Here is a 21,450-nt window from a genome sequence, read left to right as displayed (position 1 = left end):
ACCCCTTCGTCGGCACGAATTCTACCCACGCACGACGGCACCCCCGTGTGCCGGATCGTGTCGCTCCACGCTGCGCACGACATCTCCGGCGGCATTGCGGGAACGTGATCGGCGCACGGCAGGCGGCCGTGAGCATACTTTCTTGTATTTGTACTGCATAGGAACGTTTCGCGGGGTTCCTTGCTTCCCGCTAGCGTTGCGATCATGGCCACTGCACCGCGCGGCGAACCTCGGGCGCCGATTTCGCCCGGAACGAGCCGCCCCGCAACTGTCGTCTGGACCGAGCGGTTCCTGGATTACCGCTGGACTCCGGAGCACCCGATGCAGCCCGCGCGCCTGAAGTTCACCATGGCGCTGGCGGAAAGTCTCGGCTTGCTCGATGGCGTCGAAGTGCTCGAGCCCGCCGCCGCGGAACGCCCCGATCTGCTGCGCGTCCACACGCCCGACTACCTGGACGCGGTCGAACGCGCCGTGCCGCCGGTGGGTTCGCCTGCCGCTCCACCCTTCGGTCTCGGTTCCCCGGACAATCCGGTTTTTCCGCGAATGCACCAGGCGGCGTCCACGATCGTCGGCGGCACGCTGGCCGCGGCCAGGGAGATCGCGGAGGGCCGCACCAACCGGGCGGTGAGCATCGGCGGCGGCATGCACCACGCGATGGCCGATTCGGCGGCGGGGTTCTGCGTGTACAACGACGCGGCGGTGGCCATTTCCTGGCTGCTGGACCACGGTTTCGACCGGATCGCCTACATCGACGTGGATGTGCACCACGGCGACGGCGTGCAACGGGCCTTCTACGCCGACCCCCGGGTGCTGACCATCTCGCTGCACCAGCATCCGGCCACCCTGTGGCCCAACACCGGTTGGCCGGAGGAGATCGGCGTTGGCGCGGCGGAGGGCACGTCGATCAACCTGCCGTTGCTGCCGGGCACCCGGGACGCTCAGTGGCTGCGAGGGTTTCATGCCGTGGTCCCGGGCGCGGTGGAGGCATTCCGTCCGCAGATCGTGGTCAGCCAGTGCGGGGTGGACAGCCATCGGGAAGATCCGCTGGCCGACCTGGAACTCACCGTCGACGGACAGCGCGCGGCCTTCCGCGCCATGCGCGAACTCGCCGACCGCTATGCCGAAGGACGCTGGCTGGCCGTTGGTGGTGGCGGATACGGGTTGGTCCGGGTGGTGCCGCGGGCCTGGACCCACTTGCTGGCCACCGCGTTGGATCGCACCATCGATCCCGCGACAGCGATCCCGCAGGACTGGATCGACCTGATCGGCGCGGCGGTGCCGCGGGCGGACCCGCCGCGCACCATGGGCGACGGCGGTGACATCGCCTACCGTCCATGGGACGGCCCCGGCGGCACCGGTGAGACCGGTGACGTACGGGTCGATCGCGCCCAACGTGCCGTCGACATGGCCGTGCTGGCCACCCGCCGAGCGACTTTCGGGTTGCTGGGTCTGGACCCGGAGGATCCTCGTGACTGACTTTCCCGACACCGCGGACACTCCCGCCACCCCGCCCCCGCCGCCGCAGCACTGGTTCGCCGACGTGCTCGCCTCCGACGGTGGCGTCGTACGACTGCGCCCGATCACTCCCGCCGACGCCGAGCGGCTGCAGGAGTTCCACGGCGCGCTGTCGGACCGCACCAGGTATCTGCGATATTTCGGCCCGTACCCCAGGATCTCGCCGAAGGATTTGTATCGCACCACGCATGTCGACTATCACGACCGGGTCGGCCTGGTGCTGGAACTCGGCGAGGCGATCGTCGCGGTGGGCCGCTACGAGTTGCTGGAGCGGGACGGGCCGCGGGCGGCGGAGGTCGCGTTCGTGGTCGCCGACGGCCATCAAGGGCGCGGGCTCGGCTCGATCCTGCTGGAGCATCTGGCCGGCGCCGCCGCCGAGAACAAGATCGAGACCTTCGTCGCCGAGGTGCTCGCGGAGAACACCGTCATGGTGACGGTCTTCCGCGACGCGGGCTACCAGGTCGAGCGCAGCCGGGACGGGTCGGTCCTGCATCTCGAGTTCGCCATCGACCCCACCGAAGCATTGCTGTCGGTGCGTGATTCGCGCGAACGCGCATCCGAAGCGCGCAGCGTGGGCAATCTGCTCACGCCGCGATCGGTGGCGGTGATCGGCGCTACCCCCGCGACCGGGCGGGTGGGCGGGGCGGTGCTGGCGAATCTGCTGTCGGGTCTGTTCCAGGGGCCGGTGTTCCCGGTGAACCCGAACCGCAAGTCGGTGCGCGGGGTACGGGCGTACGCGACGGTCAGGGAGATTCCCGACGAGGTCGATCTCGCCGTGGTCGCGGTGCCGCCCGCGGCGATCGGGTCGGTGCTCGACGACTGCATGGCCAAGGGGGTCAAAGGCCTCGTCGTGCTGACCGCTGGTTTCGGTGAGACCGGCGCCGGGGGGTCGGCGGCCGAACGCGAACTGGTGGCGGCCGCTCGTGGGCACGGCATGCGCGTGGTCGGGCCGAGCGCGCTCGGCATCGCGAATACCGATCCGGCGGTCGCCATGAACGCGACCCTCGCCCCGGTGTTGCCCGGTCGCGGACGCATCGGCTTCTTCTGCCAGTCCGGGCCCTTGGGCGCGGCCATCCTCGGGGAGGCGGCCGCCCGCAATCTCGGTTTGTCGACGTTCGTGTCGGCCGGTAACCGTGCCGACGTCTCCGGCAACGACCTGCTGCAGTACTGGGACAGCGACTCGGACACCGATGTGGTGCTGCTGTACCTGGAAAGCTTCGGTAATCCGCGCAAGTTCTCCCGGATCGCGCGCCGGGTGGCCCGGGCCAAGCCGATCGTCGCGGTGAGCAGCGGCCGCTCGGTCGCTCAGCCCGCGGGGGACATGGACCGGTCGATCGTGCGGGATCTGTTCGCCCAGGCCGGAATCGTCCAGGTCGACTCGATCTCCGAACTGTTCGACTGCGCCGCTCTGCTGGGCTATCAGCCGTTGCCGCGCGGCTCGCGGCTGGCGGTCGTCGGCAACAGCGCGGCGCTCAACTGGCTGGCCGTCGACGCGGCGCAGGGGGAGGGCCTCGAGGTCGGCGAGCCGGTCAACCTCGGTCCGCAGGCGACGCCGGGCGCGTATCTGGACGCTCTGGTCGCAGCGTTGCGCTCGGACGAGACGGACGCCTTGATCGTCGTTTTCGCACCTCCGGTGCCGCTGCCGACCGCCGGTTTCGCCGACGCGATCCGAGCGGCGGCGGCCGCGGTGCCCGAGGCGAAGAAGCCGATTCTCACCACGTTCGTCGCCGAGCAAGGGATTCCGAACCTGCTCGCGGTGCGTGGTCCCGGCGCCACGGCGGCGCACGGCTCGATCCCGTCGTATCCGGATCCGGAGCGCGCGGCTCGAGCGCTGGCCCGGGTGCGGCGATACGCCGCATGGCGAACCAGGCCGGTCTCGCCGGTGGTGCGGCCGGAGGGCATCGACACCGACCGCGCGCGTCGATTGGTGGCCGATTGGATGGCCGGTTCGGGCGGTCGGCGGCTCACCGATCTGGAAACGGTGGAACTGCTTGCTTGCTATGGCATCTCGGTCGTCGAGTTCCGCGAGGTGCGCAACGCCGAGGAGGCCGTCGCCGCCGCGGAAGAACTCGGCTACCCGGTAGCGGCCAAGGCGACCGGCGAATTGTGGCGGCGTAGACCGGATCTCACCGGCGTCCGGCTCGATCTGTGGCGTCCCGAAGCGGTGCGACAGGGATACGCGGACTTGGCGGAGTTGTGCGGTGATCCGGTACTGCACATCCAGAAGATGGCCACCAAGGGTGTCGGCTGCATCCTTCGCGTCCAGGACGACCCGTCGTTCGGCTCGGTGATCGAATTCGGCCTGTCCGGTCTGATCATCGAGTTGCTCGGCGACCGCGCCTATCGGGCACTGCCGTTGACCGCCGACGAGGCGACAGCCCTGATCGACGCGCCGCGAGCCGCACCGTTGCTGTCGGGTACGCCGGCGAGTCCCCGCGTGGACAAAGCGGCCCTCGCCGAACTGGCCCAGCGCATTTCGGCGCTGTTCGACGACCTGCCGGAGATGCGGGAACTGTCCTTCGATCCGGTGCTGGCCTCGCCGACATCGGCGGAGATCCTGTACGCACGCGCCCGGATCGGCCCGCAGCCCAGCCGTTTCGACACCGGTCCGCGCCGGTTGGGTTGAGCCTCGGCGGATCCGCCGGGCGAATTCGCTGCGCAGCACGCCCCGCCTATCGCGTGGCACGGCTGAGACATCGGCTCGCACACGTCACACGCGAAATGTCCGATAACGGACGATCGCTTCTGCCGCGATCTGGGGATGTCACGTTCGTCCGTCAGAAAGGCCTGCTCGCCATGAAGATTCGCAGTGTTGCCGTCTTGTCGCTGCTCGCGGCGGCGCTCACCGCGTGTTCCGTCACAATCGGCACCCCGAAGGTGAAGGAGGCCGACTTGGAGAAGTCGGTCAAGGACTCGCTCACCGAGAAGGTCGGGCAGGAACCCGACGCGATCGATTGCCCCGGTGATCTCACTGGCAAAGAAGGGACCACCATGCGTTGCACGCTCACCGCGGCCGGGGACACGCTCGGTGTGACGCTGACGGTGACCTCGGTGGAAGGCGACACCGTGAAATACGACATCGCGGTGGACCAGAGCTGAGCCGATGCGGCGCGGAGAAGGGGATACGACACCGCCGACCGGCCCGCGCGACGCCCGGAGGGGACGGGCACGCGCGCATACCGGTCGGCGCGGGAAGGTGACCCCGGCGGAAGGGCCACCGAGCCGAACGCCGGCGCTGTCTCGGGGCGGCCGGCGCCGGACGATCAGCTGGCGTAGGCGCGGAGCCGGTCGGCCCGCTCACCCTTGCGCAGCTTCGCCATGACTTCACGCTCGATCTGACGCACCCGCTCGCGGGAGAGACCGAAGAGCTTGCCGATCTGGTCCAGCGTGCGCGGCTGGCCGTCGTCCAAGCCGAACCGCAGCCGGATGACCTGCTGTTCGCGCTCGTCCAGGGTGGCGAGCACGCTGCGCACATCGTGGTGCAGCAGACCGGCGATGACCGCGGACTCGGCCGAGGTGGCCTCGGAGTCCTCGATGAAATCGCCCAGCGGGGCCTCTTCGTCGTTGCCGACCGGCATGTCCAGGCTCACCGGGTCGCGGCTGTGGTCGAGCAGATCGGAGATCTTGTCGACCGGGATGCCGGATTCGTTGGCCAGTTCCTCGTCGGTGGCCTCGCGGCCCAGCTGCTGATGCAGTTCGCGCTTGATCCTGGCCAGCTTGTTCACCTGCTCGACGAGGTGGACGGGCAGGCGGATGGTGCGGCTCTGGTCGGCCATGCCGCGAGTGATGGCCTGCCGGATCCACCAGGTGGCGTAGGTGGAGAACTTGAAGCCCTTGGCGTAGTCGAACTTCTCCATGGCGCGGATCAACCCGAGGTTGCCCTCTTGGATCAGGTCGAGCAGCGGCATGCCGCGGCCGGTGTACCGCTTGGCGAGCGAGACAACAAGGCGCAGGTTGGCTTCGAGCAGGTGCGACCGGGCGGCCTGACCGTCGCGCACGATCATCGCCAGATCACGCTTGCGGGACGCCGACAGTCGCTTGCCGGTTTCCAGCAGGTACTGCGCGTAGAGGCCCGCCTCGATGCGCTTGGCCAGCTCGACCTCGTCGGCAGCGGTGAGCAGCGCGGTGCGGCCGATTCCGTTCAGGTACACACGTACCAGGTCGGCGGCAGGGCTCTGAGCGTCGAGGTCCGAATCGCTGGTGCGCACACGAGTGGTGGCGGGGCTTGTCATGACTTGCCTCCTGTCGGTGGTGTCTCACTCCGATAAACGGACCCGACAGGGAGAAAGTTCCCCGTTACGGCTGGCATAAACCGCTCTGAGCAGCGGTTTTCGCCCTTCTCGTCTGAGAAGTTCCTGAGAAGCGCCGCAGCGCGGGGACGATCCCCGGCCAGGACCTGCACCGGCCGGCGCGCGGCTGCCGTTTCTCACACGGGCTTGATCAATCCGTGCCGTACCAGGCCGGTGACCACGGACAACGCGTCGGCGGCGAACTCGGTGCCCACCGCATCGGATCCATGGGCGAGCGCCAGCAGTTCGATCAGGTCGTACAACGGCAGGCCGTCGGCGTGCATTCCCGCCAGCAGTGAGATCGTCGCCTCATCCACTTCGTGCTGCCAGCGCGGACCGTCGCCGCGATGCAGTCGCGCGACCTCCGGCGCCCATCCCTCGGCGTCGTGCAGATACACCCGCTCCAGCGCCGTCGCCTCGTCCACGACGAAACGTGAAGACCAGGCGAGATTTTCGTCGCCGGCGACGGCCCGCAACCAGGCCGAGCGCTCGAAATACCGGAAGGCCTCCTCGCCGAGCGGATCATCGAAGCCGTGGGTGAGGTCCTCGGCGAGCAATTCGGTCGGCCCATCGATGGCGCGCAGGTAGACGAACCCGAACCCGATGCCCGCCACGTCGGCTGCCTCGAAAGCGTCCAGCCAGCGCTCCGCGCGGGCCTGCGTGGCGGGATCGCGCGGGTCCGCGCCCGCGTCGCGCAACCAGGTGCCCACGTACAGGGCTGGGTCGGCCACGTCACGTTGCACCACCCAGGCGTCCACCCCGTGCGCGGGCAACCAGGAGGAGACGCGCCCGCGCCAGTCCTCGTCGTCGACATGGACCCACGCGGCGAGCATCGCGGCGGTACCGCCGGGCGCCAGCAAGTCGGCGGCCTGCGAGATGACCAACTCGCTCGCGCCGTCCAGTGCGAGGCCGGAATCGCGATAGGTGTGCTCGACACGCCCCGGGCCCACCACGAACGGAGGATTGGCCACGACCTGGTCGAACCGCCTGCCCCGCACCGGGTCGAACCAGGAGCCTTCCACCAGTTCGATGTCCAGCTCGTTGAGCGCGGCGGTGGCCTCGGCCAGCCACAATGCGCGGGGATTGACATCGGTTGCGGTCACGCGCCGCGCGTAGGAGGCGGCGTGCACCGCCTGCACGCCGCACCCGGTGCCGAGGTCGAGCACCGTGCCGACCGGCCGGGTGGGTGTGGCGCGCAGCAGCGAGAGGGAGGCGTGGCCGACGCCGAGGACGTGATCCTCGGTCAGTGTGCGCCTGCGCATCGAGTCGTCGAGGTCGGAAAGCACCCACCGAGTGCCCGCGCCCGTGTCGAGCGGCCGCAGGTCGAGCGCCGCACGCACCTCGTCGCCCTCGCGCTCCAGCAGGCCCGCCGCGACCGCGCGATCCATCTCGACCGGCGCCAGCGCCGCGGCCACCTCCCGCTCGGGCAGCGCGTCGCCCAGCAGCAACAGACGGATGAGGGTGCCCAGCTCGCCTGCCGCGCGGGCCGCGCGGCGCACCGGTACCGGCTCCGACCGGCCCAGCGCAGCGTGCGCGTCGCCGAGCACTTCGAGCAGGGTGTCGGCGTCGTAGCCCACCCGGGTGAGCGCGGTCCGCAGATCCGGGCACAGCGCGGCGAGCAGCGATCCGGTGGTCGTCGATCGGTTCGGAGGCACACCGGTACTCTGCCACCGCGACCACCGGGCGCGGATCAGGTGCCCGCTGTGTTCCGCGGCACCGCGCTGCCACCTCGGGCCGCCGCCGGAGTCGGTCAGACCCCGCTGGGGTCGCGTCCGGTGACGCAGTACAAGGCGTCGCCGGGATCGCTCAGGACTATCCAGTGTTCGTGACGTTCCACCACGGTCGCACCGAGTGACTCGTGCCACGCGGCGGTGGCGTCGATGTCGGTGGCCGCCAGATCGACGTGCGCGCTGGTGGGGCGGTTCTCGCCGAGGCGCTGCAACAGCAGCTGCGCGGGCAGCTGCCGTTCCTCGGAGCGCAACCGGGCGAACTCCGGCCGTCTGCCCGGTTGATGGGTCCAGCCGGTCAGCAGCGTCCAGAAGCGGGTCTCGACCTCGTGATCGTCGGGGCCGATGTCGAGGCACACCTGGTCCAGGCGCGACAGCGCGCCGTCCGGAGCCCGGACGGCGGGCGCGGGCGTGCTGGTGGCGCGGCCGCTGGGAGTCAGGCAGAACGTCTGGCCGCCCGGGGATCGCAGGACGGCGTAGCCGGGATGGTTGGCGACCAGCTCGGCCCCGAGGCCGAGCGCGGTGCGCACGGCGGAGGGGATGTCGTCGACGTCCAGGTCGAGGTGGACGCCGCCGAGGCCGGTCACCGCTTGCATCTTGACGCTCGCCGCGGCGAACAGCGCCGGGTCCGGCAACAGGGTGAGGAACTCGTCGTTCGCGCCGCGCCGAGGGGAGAGCTCGGTGCCGGTGACCGTGGACCAGAACTTCGCGCAGTCGTCGAAACGCTGCGCCGGGCGGTCCAGGAAGACCCAGATCCACCGAATCATGTGCACTCCTGTCTTGTCGCCCGCAACAAACCGTGGCCGGTGATCGTGGTGCGCGAGGCCTCATGCGACCCTAGGGACGCGTGCCCGCCTTGTCGAGAAAATACCGGCGCCGCCATATTTGGCAGGAATTCAATGTTATGTGGCATTTCAGCCACTCGTTGCGTGAGCATGGTTCGGGCAGGCTCATCGGGTGACCGAACTGCAGACGCCGACTCCCGTTTCCCTGGCTACCGCGCCGCGCCGGCGCTTGCACCCGGCTTGGCCGGTCGCAGGCGTGGGCTTCATCGCCCTGCTGGGCGCGGCCGCGTTCCGTTCCGTGCCCAGCGTGCTGATGGACCCGTTGCACGAGGAGTTCGGCTGGTCGCACGGCACCATCGGGACGGCCGTTTCGCTGAATCTGCTGCTATACGGCCTGATCTCGCCGTTCGCCGCCGCGCTGATGGATCGCTTCGGCATCCGCAGGGTGGTCGCCTGCGCGCTGCTGCTGGTCGCCGCGGGCAGCGGGTTGACGGTCTTCATGTCCCGGCCGTGGCACCTCGTGCTGACCTGGGGCCTGCTGGTCGGTGTCGGCGTCGGGTCGATGTCCATGCCGTTCGTCGCCACGATCACCGGCCGGTGGTTCGTGCGGCAGCGCGGTCTGGTCACCGGCGTGCTCACCGCCGCGGGCGCGACCGGACAGTTGGTCTTCCTGCCGTTGGTGTCGGCGCTGGCGCACGCCCACGGCTGGCGGCTGCCGTCGCTGATCGTCGCGGGCGCGGCGCTGGCCGTGGCGCCGTTGGTGGTGCTGTTCATCCGGGACTATCCGAGCGATCTCGGCGTGCGAGCCTACGGCGCCGAGCCGGACAGCACGGCGGGCCTGCGCGTACCCGCCGCGGGCGGCGCGTCGCGCGCGCTCACGGTGCTCGGGACGATCGCGCGGCGTCCCGGGTTCTGGCTGCTCGCAGGCGGTTTCGCGGTGTGCGGCGCGTCCACCAACGGGCTGGTCGGCACCCATTTCGTCAGTGCCGCGCACGATCACGGCATGCCGCCGACCGCCGCGGCGAGCCTGCTGGCCGTCGTCGGCGTCTTCGACGTGGCGGGCACCATCGCCTCGGGCTGGCTGACCGACCGGATCGATCCGCGCTACCTGCTGATCGGCTACTACACGCTGCGCGGTCTGTCGTTGCTGATCCTGCCCGCGCTGCTGGGTCCGGACACGCAGCCGAGCCTGTGGGTGTTCATCGTCTTCTACGGCCTGGACTGGGTGGCCACGGTGCCGCCGACCGTCGTGCTGTGCCGCCAACTGTTCGGCGCCGACGGCCCCGTCGCGTTCGGCTGGGTGTTCGCCTCGCACCAGATCGGCTCGGCGGTGGCGGCCACCGGCGCGGGCGTGATCCGTGACCTGCAAGGCAGCTACGACCTCGCCTGGTACCTGGCGGGCGCTCTGTGCGGCGCCGCCGCCGTGATGTCGGCCGTCGTCCGCAGGCCTCCGGCAGCGGCGCGGTGAGCCGGTCTTCCCAGCGGACTCAGCCGTCGATGGCGTTGTGCGGACGCGACTCGATGGCCGTGCGCGGACGGTCCCACCTGCTGGGCTCGTCTTTGCGGCGTGGCGGGCGATCGTTGGCGATCAGCACCGCGATCCAGGGCAGCGGAATCGACGCGACGATGATCAGGATGGACAGCAGCGGGTTGCCGAACGCGCTGTAGGCGATCGCGGCGAGGACCAGGCACGGGATGCGGAACGCCATGATGATCGTGTACCTGCGCACCCGGGCCCGGTGCTGATCGTCCAGCGAGGGCGCCGCCTCGGTGATCAACGCGGGGTGCTTGTCGTCGGTGCCTGGGAAGTATCCGGAGGAACGGCGGGGCTGCGTCGGCATCGTCACGTCGGGGTGCTCTTCGCGGTCGCGGCCGTCGGCGGATGGGGAATCGCCGTTCTGCTGCATACCCCGAGTCTTCCACTCGTGGTCCTTCCGCGCACATACGGAGGTGGGGTCGGGTCTGCTCGGCGGTGGCCGGTGATGCGATACCGAGGTGAGACCGTGGTCAGCGGGGTTGTCGCGCGATGCGGCATCATGGAGTGCGTGAGCACCGACACCATGGTTCGCCCGGATACGACGACCGACGAGACGACGGGCGACGACACCCCGAAGTTCTTCCACTACGTGAAGAAGGACAAGATCGCCGAGAGCGCCGTGCTGGGCACCCACGTGGTCGCGCTGTGCGGAGAGGTCTTCCCGGTGACCCGCTCGCCCAAGCCGGGCTCTCCGGTGTGCCCGGAGTGCAAGAAGGTCTACGACGGCCTACGCAAGGGCGACTGAGGCGACGATCTACTCGCCGGACGAGGACCGCGCCGCGCGCAGATCGAGCACGGCGCGCAGGTCGTCGGAGCCCGCGTCGTCCGGACCCGCCGCGGCCTCGTCGGGATCCGTCGTGTCCGCGTCGGTTCCGCTCTCGCCGCGCACCTGATTGGCGATCCACTCCTTGACCTGCTCCATGCGCGTCGCGCGGGCGGGCCAGAACTCCTGCACCGCCGCGTTGAACTCCGCGCCCAGGATCACCGCGAAGCCCAGGAAGAACGTGAACAGCAGGAACGCGATCGGCGTCGCCAGCGCGCCGTAGGTGACGCCGGTGCGGCTGACCCACGACAGGTAGCGGCGCAGCACTTCGCTGGCCGCCATGAAGAACACGCCAGCCACCAGCGCCCCGCCGAAGAGCCGGTGCCAGGGCAACGAGGTGTGCAGTGCCAGCTTGTAGAGGGTGGTGAGCCCGACGATCAGCAGCAGGCCGACGCCCGGGTAATAGAAGAAGTCCAGCAGTTGCAGTCCGGTGGCCCGCCACGCGGTGGGCAGCACCCGCCCGATCAGCGTCGGCCCCAGCGCCACCAGCGGCAGGATGAACACCGACGCCGCCAGGAACAGCAGGTACAGCAACAGCGCGAAGATGCGCTGCCACACCGGGTGCCGCGCGTCCTGCTGGTCGTGGGCCTCCACGATCGAGTCGACGAAGGTCGCCATCGCCGACGATCCGGCCCACAGCGACAGCACGAAGCCCACCGACACCACCGCTCCGCGCCCGCGCCCGAGGACGTCCTGCACCGTGGGCTCGATGAGATCGGCCACCACGTTGGCGCTGAACAGCTCCCGGCTGAACGCGATGATCTTGGACTCGACGATCTGCACCGTGTCCGGGCCGAACCATCCGCCGACGTAACCGAGGCTGCCGAGCAGGCCGAGCAACAGCGGCGCCAGCGAGAGCGTCTGCCAGAACGCGGCCGCGGCCGATTTGGCGAAGATGGAATCCGTCCACGCCTTCGCCGCCACCCGCAGGATCAGCGCGGCGGCCCGTCTGCTCAACACCGCTGTGCGCGCGCTCGCGCGGTCGGCCCAAGTGGGAGGGCGCACAGCGGCGGCGCGGGTCGACGGTGTGTCGGTCCGCGGCGGATCCCCCGGAATGGCGTGCTGCTCGGTCATCGTGCTTACAGCATCGCGCACTTCGGCGATCCGCATCGGAGTGTGCGCGCGACGTGTCGGTGGGCATCGGGTGAACTCCCAGCGTCCTGGCTGGTGGCCGTGTGATGCCCGTCGCGCCCGCCGCGTCGGTTTGGCGACACGCCGTGCCGGGCCGCTAGGGTCGTCTGCGTGACTGGGTCGGGTGGCGCCGCTGTGGCGGGTGAGGCAGAGACGCCGGGCGATTCGAAAGTGATCGGCCCCGCCGTCAGCGGCGGTTCCCTCCGCGCCTGGCAGCGACGTGCGCTGACGAAGTACCTGGCCACCAAACCACGGGACTTCCTCGCCGTGGCCACCCCGGGCGCGGGCAAGACCACCTTCGCGCTACGCGTGGCCGCCGAACTGCTGGCCGACCGCACTGTGGACCAGATCACCGTGGTGGCGCCCACCGAACATCTGAAGCACCAGTGGGCACAGTCGGCGGCGCGCTCCGGGATCGCGCTGGACTCGCGGTTCTCCAACTCCACCGGTGGCACCTCGGGTGACTATCACGGTGTCGTGGTCACGTACGCGCAGGTCGCCGCGCATCCCTCGCGCCACCGCGTGCGCACCGAGAATCGCAGGACGCTGGTCGTTCTCGACGAGATCCATCACGCGGGAGACGCCAAGAGCTGGGGTGACGCGACCGCTGAGGCGTTCGGCGACGCGACTCGCCGCCTCGCCCTGACCGGTACCCCGTTCCGCAGCGACGACAGCCAGATCCCTTTCGTCGTCTACGAACCCGACGAGTCCGGTTTCCCGAAGTCCCGCGCCGACCACACCTACGGCTACGCCGAGGCGCTCGCCGACGGCGTGGTGCGGCCGGTGGTCTTCCTGGCCTACTCCGGCGAAGCGCACTGGCGCGACAGCGCGGGCGAGGAGTATTCCGCCCGCCTCGGCGAGCCGCTGAACGCCGAGCAGACCGCCCGTGCCTGGCGGACCGCGCTCGACCCGGCCGGCGACTGGATCTCCGCCGTGCTGCGCGCCGCCGACATCCGGCTGCGCCAGAAGCGCGCCTCCGGCATGCCCGACGCGGGCGGTCTGGTGATCGCCACCGACCAGGACCGTGCCCGCGACTACGCCGAACTGCTGGAACACATCTCGGGTGAGAAGCCGGCGCTGGTGCTGTCCGACGACCCGGCCTCCTCCAACCGCATCGCCGAATTCAGCAACAGCACCCAGCCCTGGATGGTCGCGGTCCGCATGGTGTCCGAGGGCGTCGACGTGCCGCGCCTCGCCGTCGGGGTGTACGCGACCAGCGCCTCCACCCCGTTGTATTTCGCGCAGGCGATCGGGCGTTTCGTGCGTGCCCGGAAGTCCGGCGAGACCGCGACGGTGTTCCTGCCCTCGGTGCCGGTGCTGCTGGATCTGGCCGCGCAACTGGAGTTGCAGCGCGACCACGTCATCGGCAAGCCGCACCGGGAGAAGAACGGCCTGGACGACGACTTGCTGATCGAGGCGAACAAGCAGCAGGACGAACCGGGCGAGCAGGAGAAGTCCTTCGTCGCGCTGGCCGCCGACGCCGAGCTCGACCAGGTGATCTACGACGGATCCTCCTTCGGTACCGCGACCTTCGCCGGAAGCGACGAGGAAGCCGACTACCTCGGGATTCCGGGCCTGCTCGACGCCGAGCAGATGCGCGCGCTGTTGCGTGAGCGGCAGGCCAGACAGGTCGCGGATCGGAGCCTGTCCGCGCCCGTCCCCGATCCCGGTCCACAGGTGGCGGGCGCCGCGGAGCGGGTCGCCACCGCCGATCGGCTCGGCGAGCTGCGGCGCGAACTCAACAGCCTGGTGGCGATGCATCACCATCGCACCGGGAAGCCGCACGGCGTGATCCACGGCGAGCTGCGCCGGGAGTGCGGCGGGCCGCCGACCGCGCTGGCCACCGCCGAACAACTCGGTGAGCGCATCGCGGCGCTGCGCCGGAAGTAGCCCGCGTCAGTCGGCCGGGGCGGGCCAGGCGGCCATGGCGCAGTCGATGGACGCGGTGAGTTCCGGCAGCGCCGCGCCGTCCCGTGCATGGATGGACAACCCGTAGAGGACCGTCGTGTAGAAAGCGGCGAGCGCCGCGCTGTCGGTACCGGGCGGCAGATCGCCCTCGGTGACGCCGCGCTCGAGTCGTCGCCGGATGTCTTCGGTCGTCGCGCGGCGCTTGTCGATCAGGAAATCGCGGATGCCGGTGTTTCTCGTGGTGTAGGTGGAGCCCGCGAGCACGACCATGCACCCGTGCGGCTTGTTCTCCTCGGTGTAGGCCACCGCGTTGTCCCGCAGCATCGCCTCGATGGCCGCCCGCGCGGTGGGTTCCTCGCGCAGCGCACGGGCGGTGTAGCCGCCGTCGGTGTGCCCGTAGAGGTCGACGGCCGCGCGGAACAGCGCCTCCTTGCCGCCGAACGCGGCGTACAGGCTGGGTGAGTTGATCCCCATCGCGGCGGTGAGGTCGTTCATCGACGCGCCCTCGTAGCCGTGTTCCCAGAACACCTCCATGGCGCGGCGCAAGGCCTCGGCGCGATCGAAGGCGCGTGGTCGTCCCCGTTCTGCCATGCCGAACCTTTCTGTGTCGATCGTTAAATATACCCCTTGACACCGCGGCGGCGGATGCGCTTGGCTATTTATGTATTGATCGACACAAAATAGGAGGAGTACCGATGCCGGACCTGACGGGCAAGGTCGCACTGGTCACCGGGGGTAGCCGCGGGATAGGGGCGGCGATCGTGCGCCGCCTCGCCGCGGCGGGCGCGGACGTGGCGCTGACCTACCAGCACGCCGAGGGGCAGGCGAAGACGGTGGTCGGCGAAGTCGAGGCGCTCGGGCGGCGAGCCGTCGCCATCCAGGCCGACAGCGCCGACGCCACCGCCGTGCGCACGGCGGTGGACCGCGCGGCGTCCGAACTCGGCGGGCTGGACATCCTGGTCAACAACGCGGGGATCTTCCCGGCGAAGCCGTTCGAGGAGTTCACCGTCGCGGAGATCGACAACGCGCTCGGTGTGCACGCGCGCGCCGCGTTCGTCGGCGCGCAGGCCGCGGTCCCGCACATGACCGACGGCGGGCGGATCATCAGCATCGGGACCAACCTGACCGATCACGCGCCGTTCGACGGGGTGACGCTCTACAACCTCAGCAAGTCCGCCCTCAACGGCTTCACCAAGGCGCTGGCGCGCGAACTGGGCCCGCGCGCGATCACGGTGAACCTCGTCCAGCCCGGCTCCACCGACACCGACATGAATCCGGGCGACGGAGCGCATGCGGGCAGGCAGCGCGACCTGACCGCGCTCGGGCGCTTCGGCGCCGCCGACGATGTGGCGGCGACGGTGGCCTTCCTGGCCGGGCCGTCCGGTCGCAGCGTGACCGGTGCGTTCCTCACCGTGGACAGCGGTACCAACGCCTGATCGACCCGGCGAAATGCCGCCGCTGCGGGACCACGACCGCCCGCTGGAACGCCGCGACGTACGTGCTCGGCGTCGCAGGACCGATCGGCTCGCGACCCGCGCGAGCGGCATGCCCGTGGCAGAGCAGCGGCAATGATGCGGCCGGGATCCGCGTACGCCACCCGTCAACGAAGCGAACTATCGAGATCGCCTCCGGCGCAGTAATTCCCCGCTTCCGGGGCCAGACGGCGGGGGTGCGATCGGTGGCCGGGATACTCCGAGATGGTTCGGCAGTTCAGCGCGGCGTCGTGGTGAAGAATCGCCGAGAGTCCAGTGCACTGATCGGCGTCCACCGCGTCGCCGGTGCGGACTCGTCCGAGTCCCGCGGCGCGGCGGCGAAATAACCAAGGATCGCCAAGCCCAGTCGCGGATCCTCGTCGACTCGCCGCGCCATCTCGTAGAAGACGGCCAGAAGGTGCACGCATCGTGTCTTGCGCGCGGTGCACGAGCAGTCGGTACCCGCGAGGACGGGTGCGAGGGAAATCCCGGCCGCGCTGACGGCGCGGTGCACATCGTCGGTCGGTACGGGCGGGTCCGGCACGAATCCGGCGATCGCGGTAACGGCGGTCCGGGACATGGGGGCCACCTCCACCTGCGTCACCGACGCCTGACCGCCCCGGTGGATGGTGGCCCGCACGACCTGTCCTTCGACGGTGGCCCGCACGCCGTTGTTGCGCGCGATGCTGCGCGCGCGGGGCAGCAGTGGGTCCGGCCGGGTCTGGCGCAGCGGCTCGGCCAGCCGGACCCAGTCCATGCCCCATGCGGTGTAGCCGAACTCGTTGTCCGCCATCAGTTCTCCCTCTTGCGGCGCAGTATCTCGATCAGCTGGGCGTCGTCCAGTGCGGCCAGCGCCGCGATACCCGCAGCGTCGCCGAGGTCGCGCAGCGCCGCCTTGCGGTCGTGCATGCCCGCGATGTGCTCCTCCACGGTGGTGGTGGAGGTGAGCGTGGTGACGGTGACCGTACGGGTCTGGCCGATCCGGTGCACCCGGTCGGAGGCCTGCGCCTCCACCGCCGGGTTCCACCAGCGATCGAAGTGGACGACGTCGGCGGCGCGGGTCAGCGTGAGCCCGGTGCCCGCCGCGCGCAGGCTGAGCACCAGCACCGGTGGCCCGTCCTCGGCCTGGAACCGGGTGACGATCTCGGCGCGCTCGGCCTGTGAGAGGCCGCCGTGGAAGAACGGCGCATCCACGCCGAACTGCTCGGCGAGATGCCGTACCAGCAGGTCACCGGTCTGCCGGTACTGCGTGAAAATCAGCGTCGGACTGCCGGTTTCGAGATTGGCGGCGACGATGTCGGTGCACAGGTCGAGCTTCCCGGACCGGCCGGCGAGCTCGTCGAGTTCGCCGGTGATCAGGCCGGGATGGTTGCACACCTGCTTCAGGGCGGTCAGCGCCGCGAGCACGCGGCCGTGGCGCTCGATGCCCGCGCCGAATCCGTCGTCCACGGCCTTGTCGAGCAGTTGGTCGTACAGCTGTTCCTGTTCGGCGGTGAGGTCGCAGAGCAGGTCGCTGTGGATCTTCGCGGGCAGGGCGGCGGCGACCTGACGCTTCGTGCGGGCCAGCACCACCGGTTCGATGGTGTCGCGCAACCGTGCCGCGGCGGCGGCCGAACCCTCGTGGATGGGCCGCACGAAGCGCCGCCGGAACTGCGTCCGGTGCCCGAACAATCGGGGTGCCACCAGGTGCAGCAGGGCCCACAACTCATCGAGATGGTTCTCCACCGGCGTGCCGGTCAGTGCGACCGTGGCGGCCGCGTCGATCGCGCGCGCCGCCTTCGCGACCTGGGTGCGGGGATTCTTCAGCGCCTGCGCCTCGTCGAAGACGGCCGTCGCCCACCTCCGCTGCGCCAGCAGCTGCCCATGTAACCGCAGCGTCGGGTAACCGGCGACCACGATCGTCGCGGCGTCGGGATCGACGGCGCCGCCTCGCCACACGACCACGCGCAGCCCGGGCGCGAACCGGCCGATCTCGTGCGCCCAGTTGCCGACCAGCGAGGTCGGGCACACCACCAACTGCGGACCGGCCTCGGCCCGGTCGAGCAGGAAGCCGATGGTCTGCACGGTCTTGCCCAGCCCCATCTCGTCGGCGAGCACCGCGCCGCCGTGCGCGGCCACCGTTTCGCGCAGCCAGCCGACCCCGCGGGCCTGGTAGGGGCGCAGCCGGGCTTTCAGGGTGGCCCGCAGATCCGCCGTGACCGCCTCGGTGTCGCGCAGGACGGCCAATGCTCGTCGCGCGGAGACGATTGCCGTGCGGGACTCGTCCGGCACGGCGTGCGCGGCGATGGGCAGGGCATCGGCGTCCGGGCCGGGCGGCTCACCGGCGGGGTCGGCGAGCGCGGAACGCACCACCTGTTGCCAGACCAGGACCGACTCACCCGGGTGGTCCAGGCTCGAGTCCGCGAACGTCTCGGGATCCACCAAGGCGGCATCGACGTCGATGACCTCGAGGGCTCCGTCCACGCCGATCGGGACGGCCAGCGCGAGGGTCTCGCGGTCACCTGGACCGGTCGGGGCCGGACCGGTGGCGTGTCCGAGCCAGGTCCAGAGCGCGAACATGTGCCGATCCGGTAGATAAGTGGCGTGTGTGCTGGGCAGAGCGCACCCCTTGAATCAACGTATGGTGTACGGAGTAACCTGACAACGGACACCGTACCGGATCGGTTCCGAGGAGCCAGTGAGCGAAGACGTCACATCCGACGAGGCCAGGCGGCTGATGAGCTTGCTGTGGCGGCACGAACTACCGTCGCGTCCGGCGGGGCGCGGTCCGAAGCAGGCGGTCAGCGTGGACGCGGTGGTCGCCGCGGCGGTCGCGCTCGCCGACCGGCAGGGCTATGACAAGGTCTCCATCCGCACGGTCGCCGCCGAACTGGGGCTGCGGCCGATGAGCCTCTACACGTACGTACCGAGCAAAGACGCACTGACGGTGCTCATGGTCGACGCGGTGGCCGAGGAAGACGCGCCGGTTCCCGCCGATCTGCCGCCGCGTGAGCGCCTCGCCGCGGTGGCCCGCCAGGTGCGCGCGGAACTCCTCGCGCACCCCTGGCTGCTCGAGGTGTCGCCGTGGCGGCTCGTGCTCGGGCCGGGACGGATGCGTCGCTACGAGCGCCAGCTCGCCGCGATCGACGGGCTCGGCCTGCCGGACGTGGCGATGGACCGGGCGATCGCCGTGCTGTCGGAGTTCGCCACCGGAAACGCGCGCATGGCGGTGGCCGCAGCCCGCGAGACCGCGCGAATGAGCGACGCGCAGTGGTGGGAAGTGCACGGTCCGCTGCTGAGCGAGGTCATGCCGCCGAGCCGGTTCCCGCTCGCCGCACGTGTCGGGGCGGCGGTGGGTGAGCTGTACCAGGCGCCGGCCGACCCGGACGGCGCGTTCGAATACGGCCTGGCCAGGCTGCTGGACGGCATCCTCGGCGCGGACTGAGCGCCGCCGGACACACCGACAGCGGGCGACCTGTGGGTCGCCCGCTGCCGGTGGAAACGGTGTTCTGTTGTTCGATGCTGTTGTGTCAGGACGCGAGGAGCAGGTCAGAGCGCGGGAGCGGACTCCGTGTCGATCACGGCGTCCAGCTCACGCAGCCGATCCATGTGTTCGTTCGCGTGGTGCTGGCAGAAGAGCAACTCTCCACCTGCGGGCAGTACGGCGCGCACACGGGCCGCCGCCCCGCAGCGGTCGCAACGATCGACCGCGGTCAGTGGGGTGCTTGTCAGGGTTCCTGGCATGACTCCTCCGTCCTGGCTCCCGGTCCCGACGACCGTTCACCTGGTGTGGGGCCCGTGGTCACTCACCACGAGCTCGCTACCGCTACTTCCCAGCAGGGGTATGACTACTCTGTCAGACGTTCGGGACGGGGGACTTTGTTCCCGCGGATGAAGCAGTGTGTTTTCGATAACACGACCAGGGATTTCGCTACGGGCGAACGCCGCTGGTCCTGTCGTAGATGTGCACTGCGTCACACTCTCGATCGGCCGATCCAGTTGTCTACCGGGAGATTACCCGTGACCTATGACACTCACACGCTTGTTCACCTATGCACTTTGGATGAATGGTTATCCGCGCGGCAAACGGGGGAGTACCGAGCGCCCTCCCTCGCCGAGGCAGGGTTCATCCATCTCTCGTCGCCGCAACAGGTGCACCTGCCCGCGAATCGCTTGTTCGCGGGGCGGCGTGATCTGGTGTTGCTGCGGATCGACTCCCGCCGCGTCGGGTCGCCGATCAAGTGGGAGCCGGGCGTCCCGACCGATCCGGAGTCGATACTCTTCCCGCACCTGTACGGCCCCCTGCCGGTGGGCGCGGTCACGGGGGTCGTAGAGTACCTGCCCGCGGCGGACGGGACATTCGCCCCGCTCCCGGCGTGACTACCGGTCGCGGATCTCACGCGCCACGATGGCGGCCTGAACCCGCGACCGCACACCGAGTTTCGTCAGCACCCGGGACACATGTGTTTTGACGGTCGTCTCGCCGATGAACAGCCGACCCGCGATCTGCGCGTTGGACAGGCCGTCGCCGAGGCAATCGAGCACTTCGCGTTCCCGCTCGGTGAGCTCGCCGAATCCGGCGGGAGCCGGTTGCGCGGCAATCTGATTCGACGCGGCGAACGCAGAGATCACCGCTCGCGTCACCTCCGGAGCCAGCACGCCGTCCCCGGCCGCGACCGCGCGCACCGCCTCGACCAGCGCCCGGCCCGACGTGGATTTCAGCACGAACCCGGAGGCGCCCGCGCGCAGCGTGCGAAAGACGTACTCGTCCAGGTCGAACGTGGTGAGGATCAGCACCTTCGCCAAATCGTCCGCGGTGATCCGCTCGGTCGCGGTGATCCCGTCCACCCCCGGCATGCGCACGTCCATCAGCACCACCTGCGGCCGCAGCGCTTTGGCCTGTGCCACCGCGACATCGCCGTCGGCGGCCTCGCCGACCACCTCGATATCGTCCTCGACGTCCAGGATCATCCGCAGGCCGGCGCGGATCGCGGCGTGGTCGTCGGCGATCACCACCCGAATCGTCATGCGGCGCCCACGCAGCCGAGCGGCAGGGTGGCCAGAACTTCCCAGTGGCCGGAATCCGTTCCGGCGCGCAAGCTTCCGCCGAGTGCCGCGGCCCGTTCGCGCATGTTCACCAGACCGCGACGCCCCGCTCGGTCCACGGCCCGGTGGGGCCGCGCGGGCGTTGTCCTGTTGCGGACGGATATGGTCAGTCTCTCCCGCTCTGCGCGCACGTCGATGGAGACCTCCTGTCCCGGGGCGTGTTTCATGGCGTTGGTCAAAGCCTCCTGGACGATGCGATAAGCGGCCTGGTCGACAGCGCTGGGCAGCGCGGCGCCGTCCAGTGATTCGCGCACCCGTACCGAGATCCCCGCCGCGCGTGCGGCGTCCACCAGGATCGGCAACTGCGCGAGGGTGCGCGGCGCGGCTACTTCCGCCGCGCCGTCGTCGCTGTGCAGCAATCCGATCATGGTGCGCATCTCCTCCAGTGCGCTGACGCTGTTGGCGCGGATGGAGCGCATGATGCCGGCCACCTCCGGGTCGGCGTCGCGGCGGGCCAGCACGCCGAGCGCCGCCTCCGAGTGCAGTGCGATGGCCGACAGGTGCCCGGCGATCACGTCGTGCAGATCGCGCGCCATCGTGGTGCGCTCGTCGGCGATGGCCGCGCGCCGGTCGAGTTCGGCGACCAAGGTGAGCGCCTCGGCGCGGGTGCGCTCGGCGTGCGCGACCTCCTTGTGCGTGCGCACCGAGTTCGCCCACCAGATCGGCGTCGCGACGAAACTGAACACCGCCACCAGCGCCAGCGCGACCGCGCGCAGGTCGCCGGTCAAGGCGAGGGTCAGCACCACCACGACGACTGAGAGCGTCGACCAGGACAGCGCCGTGATCCGCGACGCCCGGCGCCCGGCGTACAGCACGGCCGCGTAGATCAAGTCGGCGTAGACGATCCACACCGGCACCGTGGCGCCCAGCCAGATGTCCACGGCCAGCGGCAAGAGCCCGGCAAGCATGGCCGCGACCGGCATCCGGCGCCGGCAGAAGGTCGCCAGGCACAGTAGGGCCAGCACACCGCACCGCACCCACAACGACGCCTGCTCGCCCCGCTCGGTCATGGTGGACAAGCCTGCGAGGTACAGCGCCGCGCCGCCGGCGAACGCGATCACGGCGCCCAGCGCATCCCGTGTCCGCTCCGGCACATCCGCCCACCGCCACACGCCTCCATCACAGCACAGCGACCGCGACGCGCCATCGGCCGAAGTGATGACCGATCCGTTCGCGGA

General features: G+C 70.1%; 20 protein-coding genes. 9 read left to right on the top strand and 11 right to left on the bottom strand.

From position 1 onward, the window contains the following. Positions 1 to 204: 204 nt before the first annotated feature. From AB0L97_RS07270 to AB0L97_RS07260, 3 genes are all read left to right on the top strand, one after another. Positions 205 to 1,476 carry an acetoin utilization protein AcuC gene (locus tag AB0L97_RS07270; RefSeq protein ID WP_355070336.1) on the top strand — a complete coding sequence of 424 codons (1,272 nt, stop codon included), beginning with the start codon at positions 205 to 207 and terminating at the stop codon, positions 1,474 to 1,476. Then, positions 1,469 to 4,141 (top strand): GNAT family N-acetyltransferase, encoded by a 2,673-nt coding sequence (locus AB0L97_RS07265; protein WP_364426016.1) that lies wholly within the window; start codon positions 1,469 to 1,471, stop codon positions 4,139 to 4,141. The genes AB0L97_RS07270 and AB0L97_RS07265 overlap by 8 nt, the downstream gene beginning before the upstream one ends. Before the next feature lie 170 nt (positions 4,142 to 4,311). Next, on the top strand, positions 4,312 to 4,614 hold the full coding sequence (locus tag AB0L97_RS07260) for a DUF4333 domain-containing protein (protein ID WP_356961560.1): 303 nt from the start codon (positions 4,312 to 4,314) through the stop codon (positions 4,612 to 4,614). A 164-nt stretch (positions 4,615 to 4,778) separates the two neighbouring features. Here AB0L97_RS07260 and AB0L97_RS07255 read toward each other — a convergent pair whose 3' ends face one another. The 3 genes from AB0L97_RS07255 to AB0L97_RS07245 all read right to left on the bottom strand — a co-directional run bounded on the left by AB0L97_RS07255 (position 4,779) and on the right by AB0L97_RS07245 (position 8,298). After that, positions 4,779 to 5,747 carry a sigma-70 family RNA polymerase sigma factor gene (locus tag AB0L97_RS07255; RefSeq protein WP_355070340.1) on the bottom strand — a complete coding sequence of 323 codons (969 nt, stop codon included), beginning with the start codon at positions 5,745 to 5,747 and terminating at the stop codon, positions 4,779 to 4,781. Between the two features lie 194 nt (positions 5,748 to 5,941). Further along, a complete protein-coding gene (locus tag AB0L97_RS07250; protein WP_364426013.1) occupies positions 5,942 to 7,459 on the bottom strand; it encodes a methyltransferase in 1,518 nt (505 codons plus the stop codon). 95 nt (positions 7,460 to 7,554) lie between these two features. Then, positions 7,555 to 8,298, bottom strand: coding sequence for a VOC family protein (locus AB0L97_RS07245; RefSeq protein WP_355070344.1), 744 nt, complete (start codon positions 8,296 to 8,298; stop codon positions 7,555 to 7,557). A 190-nt stretch (positions 8,299 to 8,488) separates the two neighbouring features. Here AB0L97_RS07245 and AB0L97_RS07240 point away from each other — a divergent pair, with 190 nt between their 5' ends. Further along, positions 8,489 to 9,784, top strand: a complete 1,296-nt coding sequence (locus AB0L97_RS07240; RefSeq protein WP_364426011.1) for an MFS transporter — start codon at positions 8,489 to 8,491, stop codon at positions 9,782 to 9,784. Between the two features lie 19 nt (positions 9,785 to 9,803). Here AB0L97_RS07240 and AB0L97_RS07235 read toward each other — a convergent pair whose 3' ends face one another. Further along, on the bottom strand, positions 9,804 to 10,157 hold the full coding sequence (locus AB0L97_RS07235) for a DUF3099 domain-containing protein (RefSeq protein ID WP_355071024.1): 354 nt from the start codon (positions 10,155 to 10,157) through the stop codon (positions 9,804 to 9,806). A 204-nt stretch (positions 10,158 to 10,361) separates the two neighbouring features. Between AB0L97_RS07235 and AB0L97_RS07230 the strand changes: the two genes are divergently transcribed. Beyond that, positions 10,362 to 10,598: a DUF3039 domain-containing protein gene (locus tag AB0L97_RS07230; protein ID WP_039799212.1), complete on the top strand. Its 237-nt coding sequence runs from the start codon at positions 10,362 to 10,364 to the stop codon at positions 10,596 to 10,598. 9 nt (positions 10,599 to 10,607) lie between these two features. Here AB0L97_RS07230 and AB0L97_RS07225 read toward each other — a convergent pair whose 3' ends face one another. Further along, complete coding sequence (locus AB0L97_RS07225; RefSeq protein WP_364426008.1) at positions 10,608 to 11,750, bottom strand: YihY/virulence factor BrkB family protein; 1,143 nt, start codon at positions 11,748 to 11,750, stop codon at positions 10,608 to 10,610. A 228-nt stretch (positions 11,751 to 11,978) separates the two neighbouring features. Here AB0L97_RS07225 and AB0L97_RS07220 point away from each other — a divergent pair, with 228 nt between their 5' ends. Continuing rightward, positions 11,979 to 13,697, top strand: coding sequence for a DEAD/DEAH box helicase (locus tag AB0L97_RS07220; RefSeq protein ID WP_355071026.1), 1,719 nt, complete (start codon positions 11,979 to 11,981; stop codon positions 13,695 to 13,697). 6 nt (positions 13,698 to 13,703) lie between these two features. On the opposite strand, the gene AB0L97_RS07215 is transcribed toward AB0L97_RS07220, so the two are convergent. Next, entirely contained in the window at positions 13,704 to 14,306 is a 603-nt protein-coding gene (locus tag AB0L97_RS07215; protein WP_364426006.1) for a TetR/AcrR family transcriptional regulator, read from the bottom strand. A 104-nt stretch (positions 14,307 to 14,410) separates the two neighbouring features. Here AB0L97_RS07215 and AB0L97_RS07210 point away from each other — a divergent pair, with 104 nt between their 5' ends. Further along, a complete protein-coding gene (locus tag AB0L97_RS07210) occupies positions 14,411 to 15,151 on the top strand; it encodes an SDR family oxidoreductase (RefSeq protein ID WP_355070350.1) in 741 nt (246 codons plus the stop codon). Between the two features lie 274 nt (positions 15,152 to 15,425). Here AB0L97_RS07210 and AB0L97_RS07205 read toward each other — a convergent pair whose 3' ends face one another. Together AB0L97_RS07205 and AB0L97_RS07200 are read right to left on the bottom strand one after the other, a co-directional pair. Continuing rightward, complete coding sequence (locus tag AB0L97_RS07205) at positions 15,426 to 15,980, bottom strand: hypothetical protein (protein WP_364426003.1); 555 nt, start codon at positions 15,978 to 15,980, stop codon at positions 15,426 to 15,428. Then, complete coding sequence (locus AB0L97_RS07200) at positions 15,980 to 17,746, bottom strand: DEAD/DEAH box helicase (RefSeq protein ID WP_364426001.1); 1,767 nt, start codon at positions 17,744 to 17,746, stop codon at positions 15,980 to 15,982. Before AB0L97_RS07200 ends, AB0L97_RS07205 begins: the two co-directional genes overlap by 1 nt. 157 nt (positions 17,747 to 17,903) lie before the next feature. On the opposite strand from AB0L97_RS07200, the gene AB0L97_RS07195 reads away from it, so the two are divergent. Beyond that, positions 17,904 to 18,611 carry a TetR/AcrR family transcriptional regulator C-terminal domain-containing protein gene (locus AB0L97_RS07195; protein WP_364426097.1) on the top strand — a complete coding sequence of 236 codons (708 nt, stop codon included), beginning with the start codon at positions 17,904 to 17,906 and terminating at the stop codon, positions 18,609 to 18,611. Between the two features lie 104 nt (positions 18,612 to 18,715). Here AB0L97_RS07195 and AB0L97_RS07190 read toward each other — a convergent pair whose 3' ends face one another. Continuing rightward, positions 18,716 to 18,910 carry a hypothetical protein gene (locus tag AB0L97_RS07190; RefSeq protein ID WP_036538000.1) on the bottom strand — a complete coding sequence of 65 codons (195 nt, stop codon included), beginning with the start codon at positions 18,908 to 18,910 and terminating at the stop codon, positions 18,716 to 18,718. Between the two features lie 276 nt (positions 18,911 to 19,186). On the opposite strand from AB0L97_RS07190, the gene AB0L97_RS07185 reads away from it, so the two are divergent. Then, positions 19,187 to 19,546: a DUF952 domain-containing protein gene (locus AB0L97_RS07185; protein ID WP_355070356.1), complete on the top strand. Its 360-nt coding sequence runs from the start codon at positions 19,187 to 19,189 to the stop codon at positions 19,544 to 19,546. Here the strand turns inward: AB0L97_RS07185 and AB0L97_RS07180 are convergent, their stop codons facing one another. Further along, positions 19,547 to 20,194 carry a response regulator transcription factor gene (locus AB0L97_RS07180; protein WP_364425998.1) on the bottom strand — a complete coding sequence of 216 codons (648 nt, stop codon included), beginning with the start codon at positions 20,192 to 20,194 and terminating at the stop codon, positions 19,547 to 19,549. Then, the gene (locus AB0L97_RS07175) at positions 20,191 to 21,366 is read right to left on the bottom strand and encodes a histidine kinase (RefSeq protein WP_364425996.1); all 1,176 of its coding nucleotides are present in this window, start codon (positions 21,364 to 21,366) and stop codon (positions 20,191 to 20,193) included. Before AB0L97_RS07175 ends, AB0L97_RS07180 begins: the two co-directional genes overlap by 4 nt. Positions 21,367 to 21,450 lie beyond the last annotated feature (84 nt).

The sequence above is a fragment of the Nocardia sp. NPDC051911 genome (assembly GCF_040681035.1).
Taxonomy (GTDB): Bacteria; Actinomycetota; Actinomycetes; order Mycobacteriales; family Mycobacteriaceae; genus Nocardia; species Nocardia sichangensis.
This window is presented reverse-complemented; position numbering and strand designations above follow the sequence as displayed.

Bases quoted from the DNA above. Each gene is read 5' to 3' on its own strand.
- AB0L97_RS07180 (WP_364425998.1), bottom strand. From the start codon at position 20,194: ATGACGATTCGGGTGGTGATCGCCGACGACCACGCCGCGATCCGCGCC.
- AB0L97_RS07200 (WP_364426001.1), bottom strand. From the start codon at position 17,746: ATGTTCGCGCTCTGGACCTGGCTCGGACACGCCACCGGTCCGGCCCCG.
- AB0L97_RS07235 (WP_355071024.1), bottom strand. From the start codon at position 10,157: ATGCCGACGCAGCCCCGCCGTTCCTCCGGATACTTCCCAGGCACCGAC.
- AB0L97_RS07210 (WP_355070350.1), top strand. From the start codon at position 14,411: ATGCCGGACCTGACGGGCAAGGTCGCACTGGTCACCGGGGGTAGCCGC.
- AB0L97_RS07245 (WP_355070344.1), bottom strand. From the start codon at position 8,298: ATGATTCGGTGGATCTGGGTCTTCCTGGACCGCCCGGCGCAGCGTTTC.
- AB0L97_RS07215 (WP_364426006.1), bottom strand. From the start codon at position 14,306: ATGGCAGAACGGGGACGACCACGCGCCTTCGATCGCGCCGAGGCCTTG.
- AB0L97_RS07260 (WP_356961560.1), top strand. From the start codon at position 4,312: ATGAAGATTCGCAGTGTTGCCGTCTTGTCGCTGCTCGCGGCGGCGCTC.
- AB0L97_RS07255 (WP_355070340.1), bottom strand. From the start codon at position 5,747: ATGACAAGCCCCGCCACCACTCGTGTGCGCACCAGCGATTCGGACCTC.
- AB0L97_RS07225 (WP_364426008.1), bottom strand. From the start codon at position 11,750: ATGACCGAGCAGCACGCCATTCCGGGGGATCCGCCGCGGACCGACACA.
- AB0L97_RS07190 (WP_036538000.1), bottom strand. From the start codon at position 18,910: ATGCCAGGAACCCTGACAAGCACCCCACTGACCGCGGTCGATCGTTGC.
- AB0L97_RS07195 (WP_364426097.1), top strand. From the start codon at position 17,904: ATGAGCTTGCTGTGGCGGCACGAACTACCGTCGCGTCCGGCGGGGCGC.
- AB0L97_RS07270 (WP_355070336.1), top strand. From the start codon at position 205: ATGGCCACTGCACCGCGCGGCGAACCTCGGGCGCCGATTTCGCCCGGA.
- AB0L97_RS07205 (WP_364426003.1), bottom strand. From the start codon at position 15,980: ATGGCGGACAACGAGTTCGGCTACACCGCATGGGGCATGGACTGGGTC.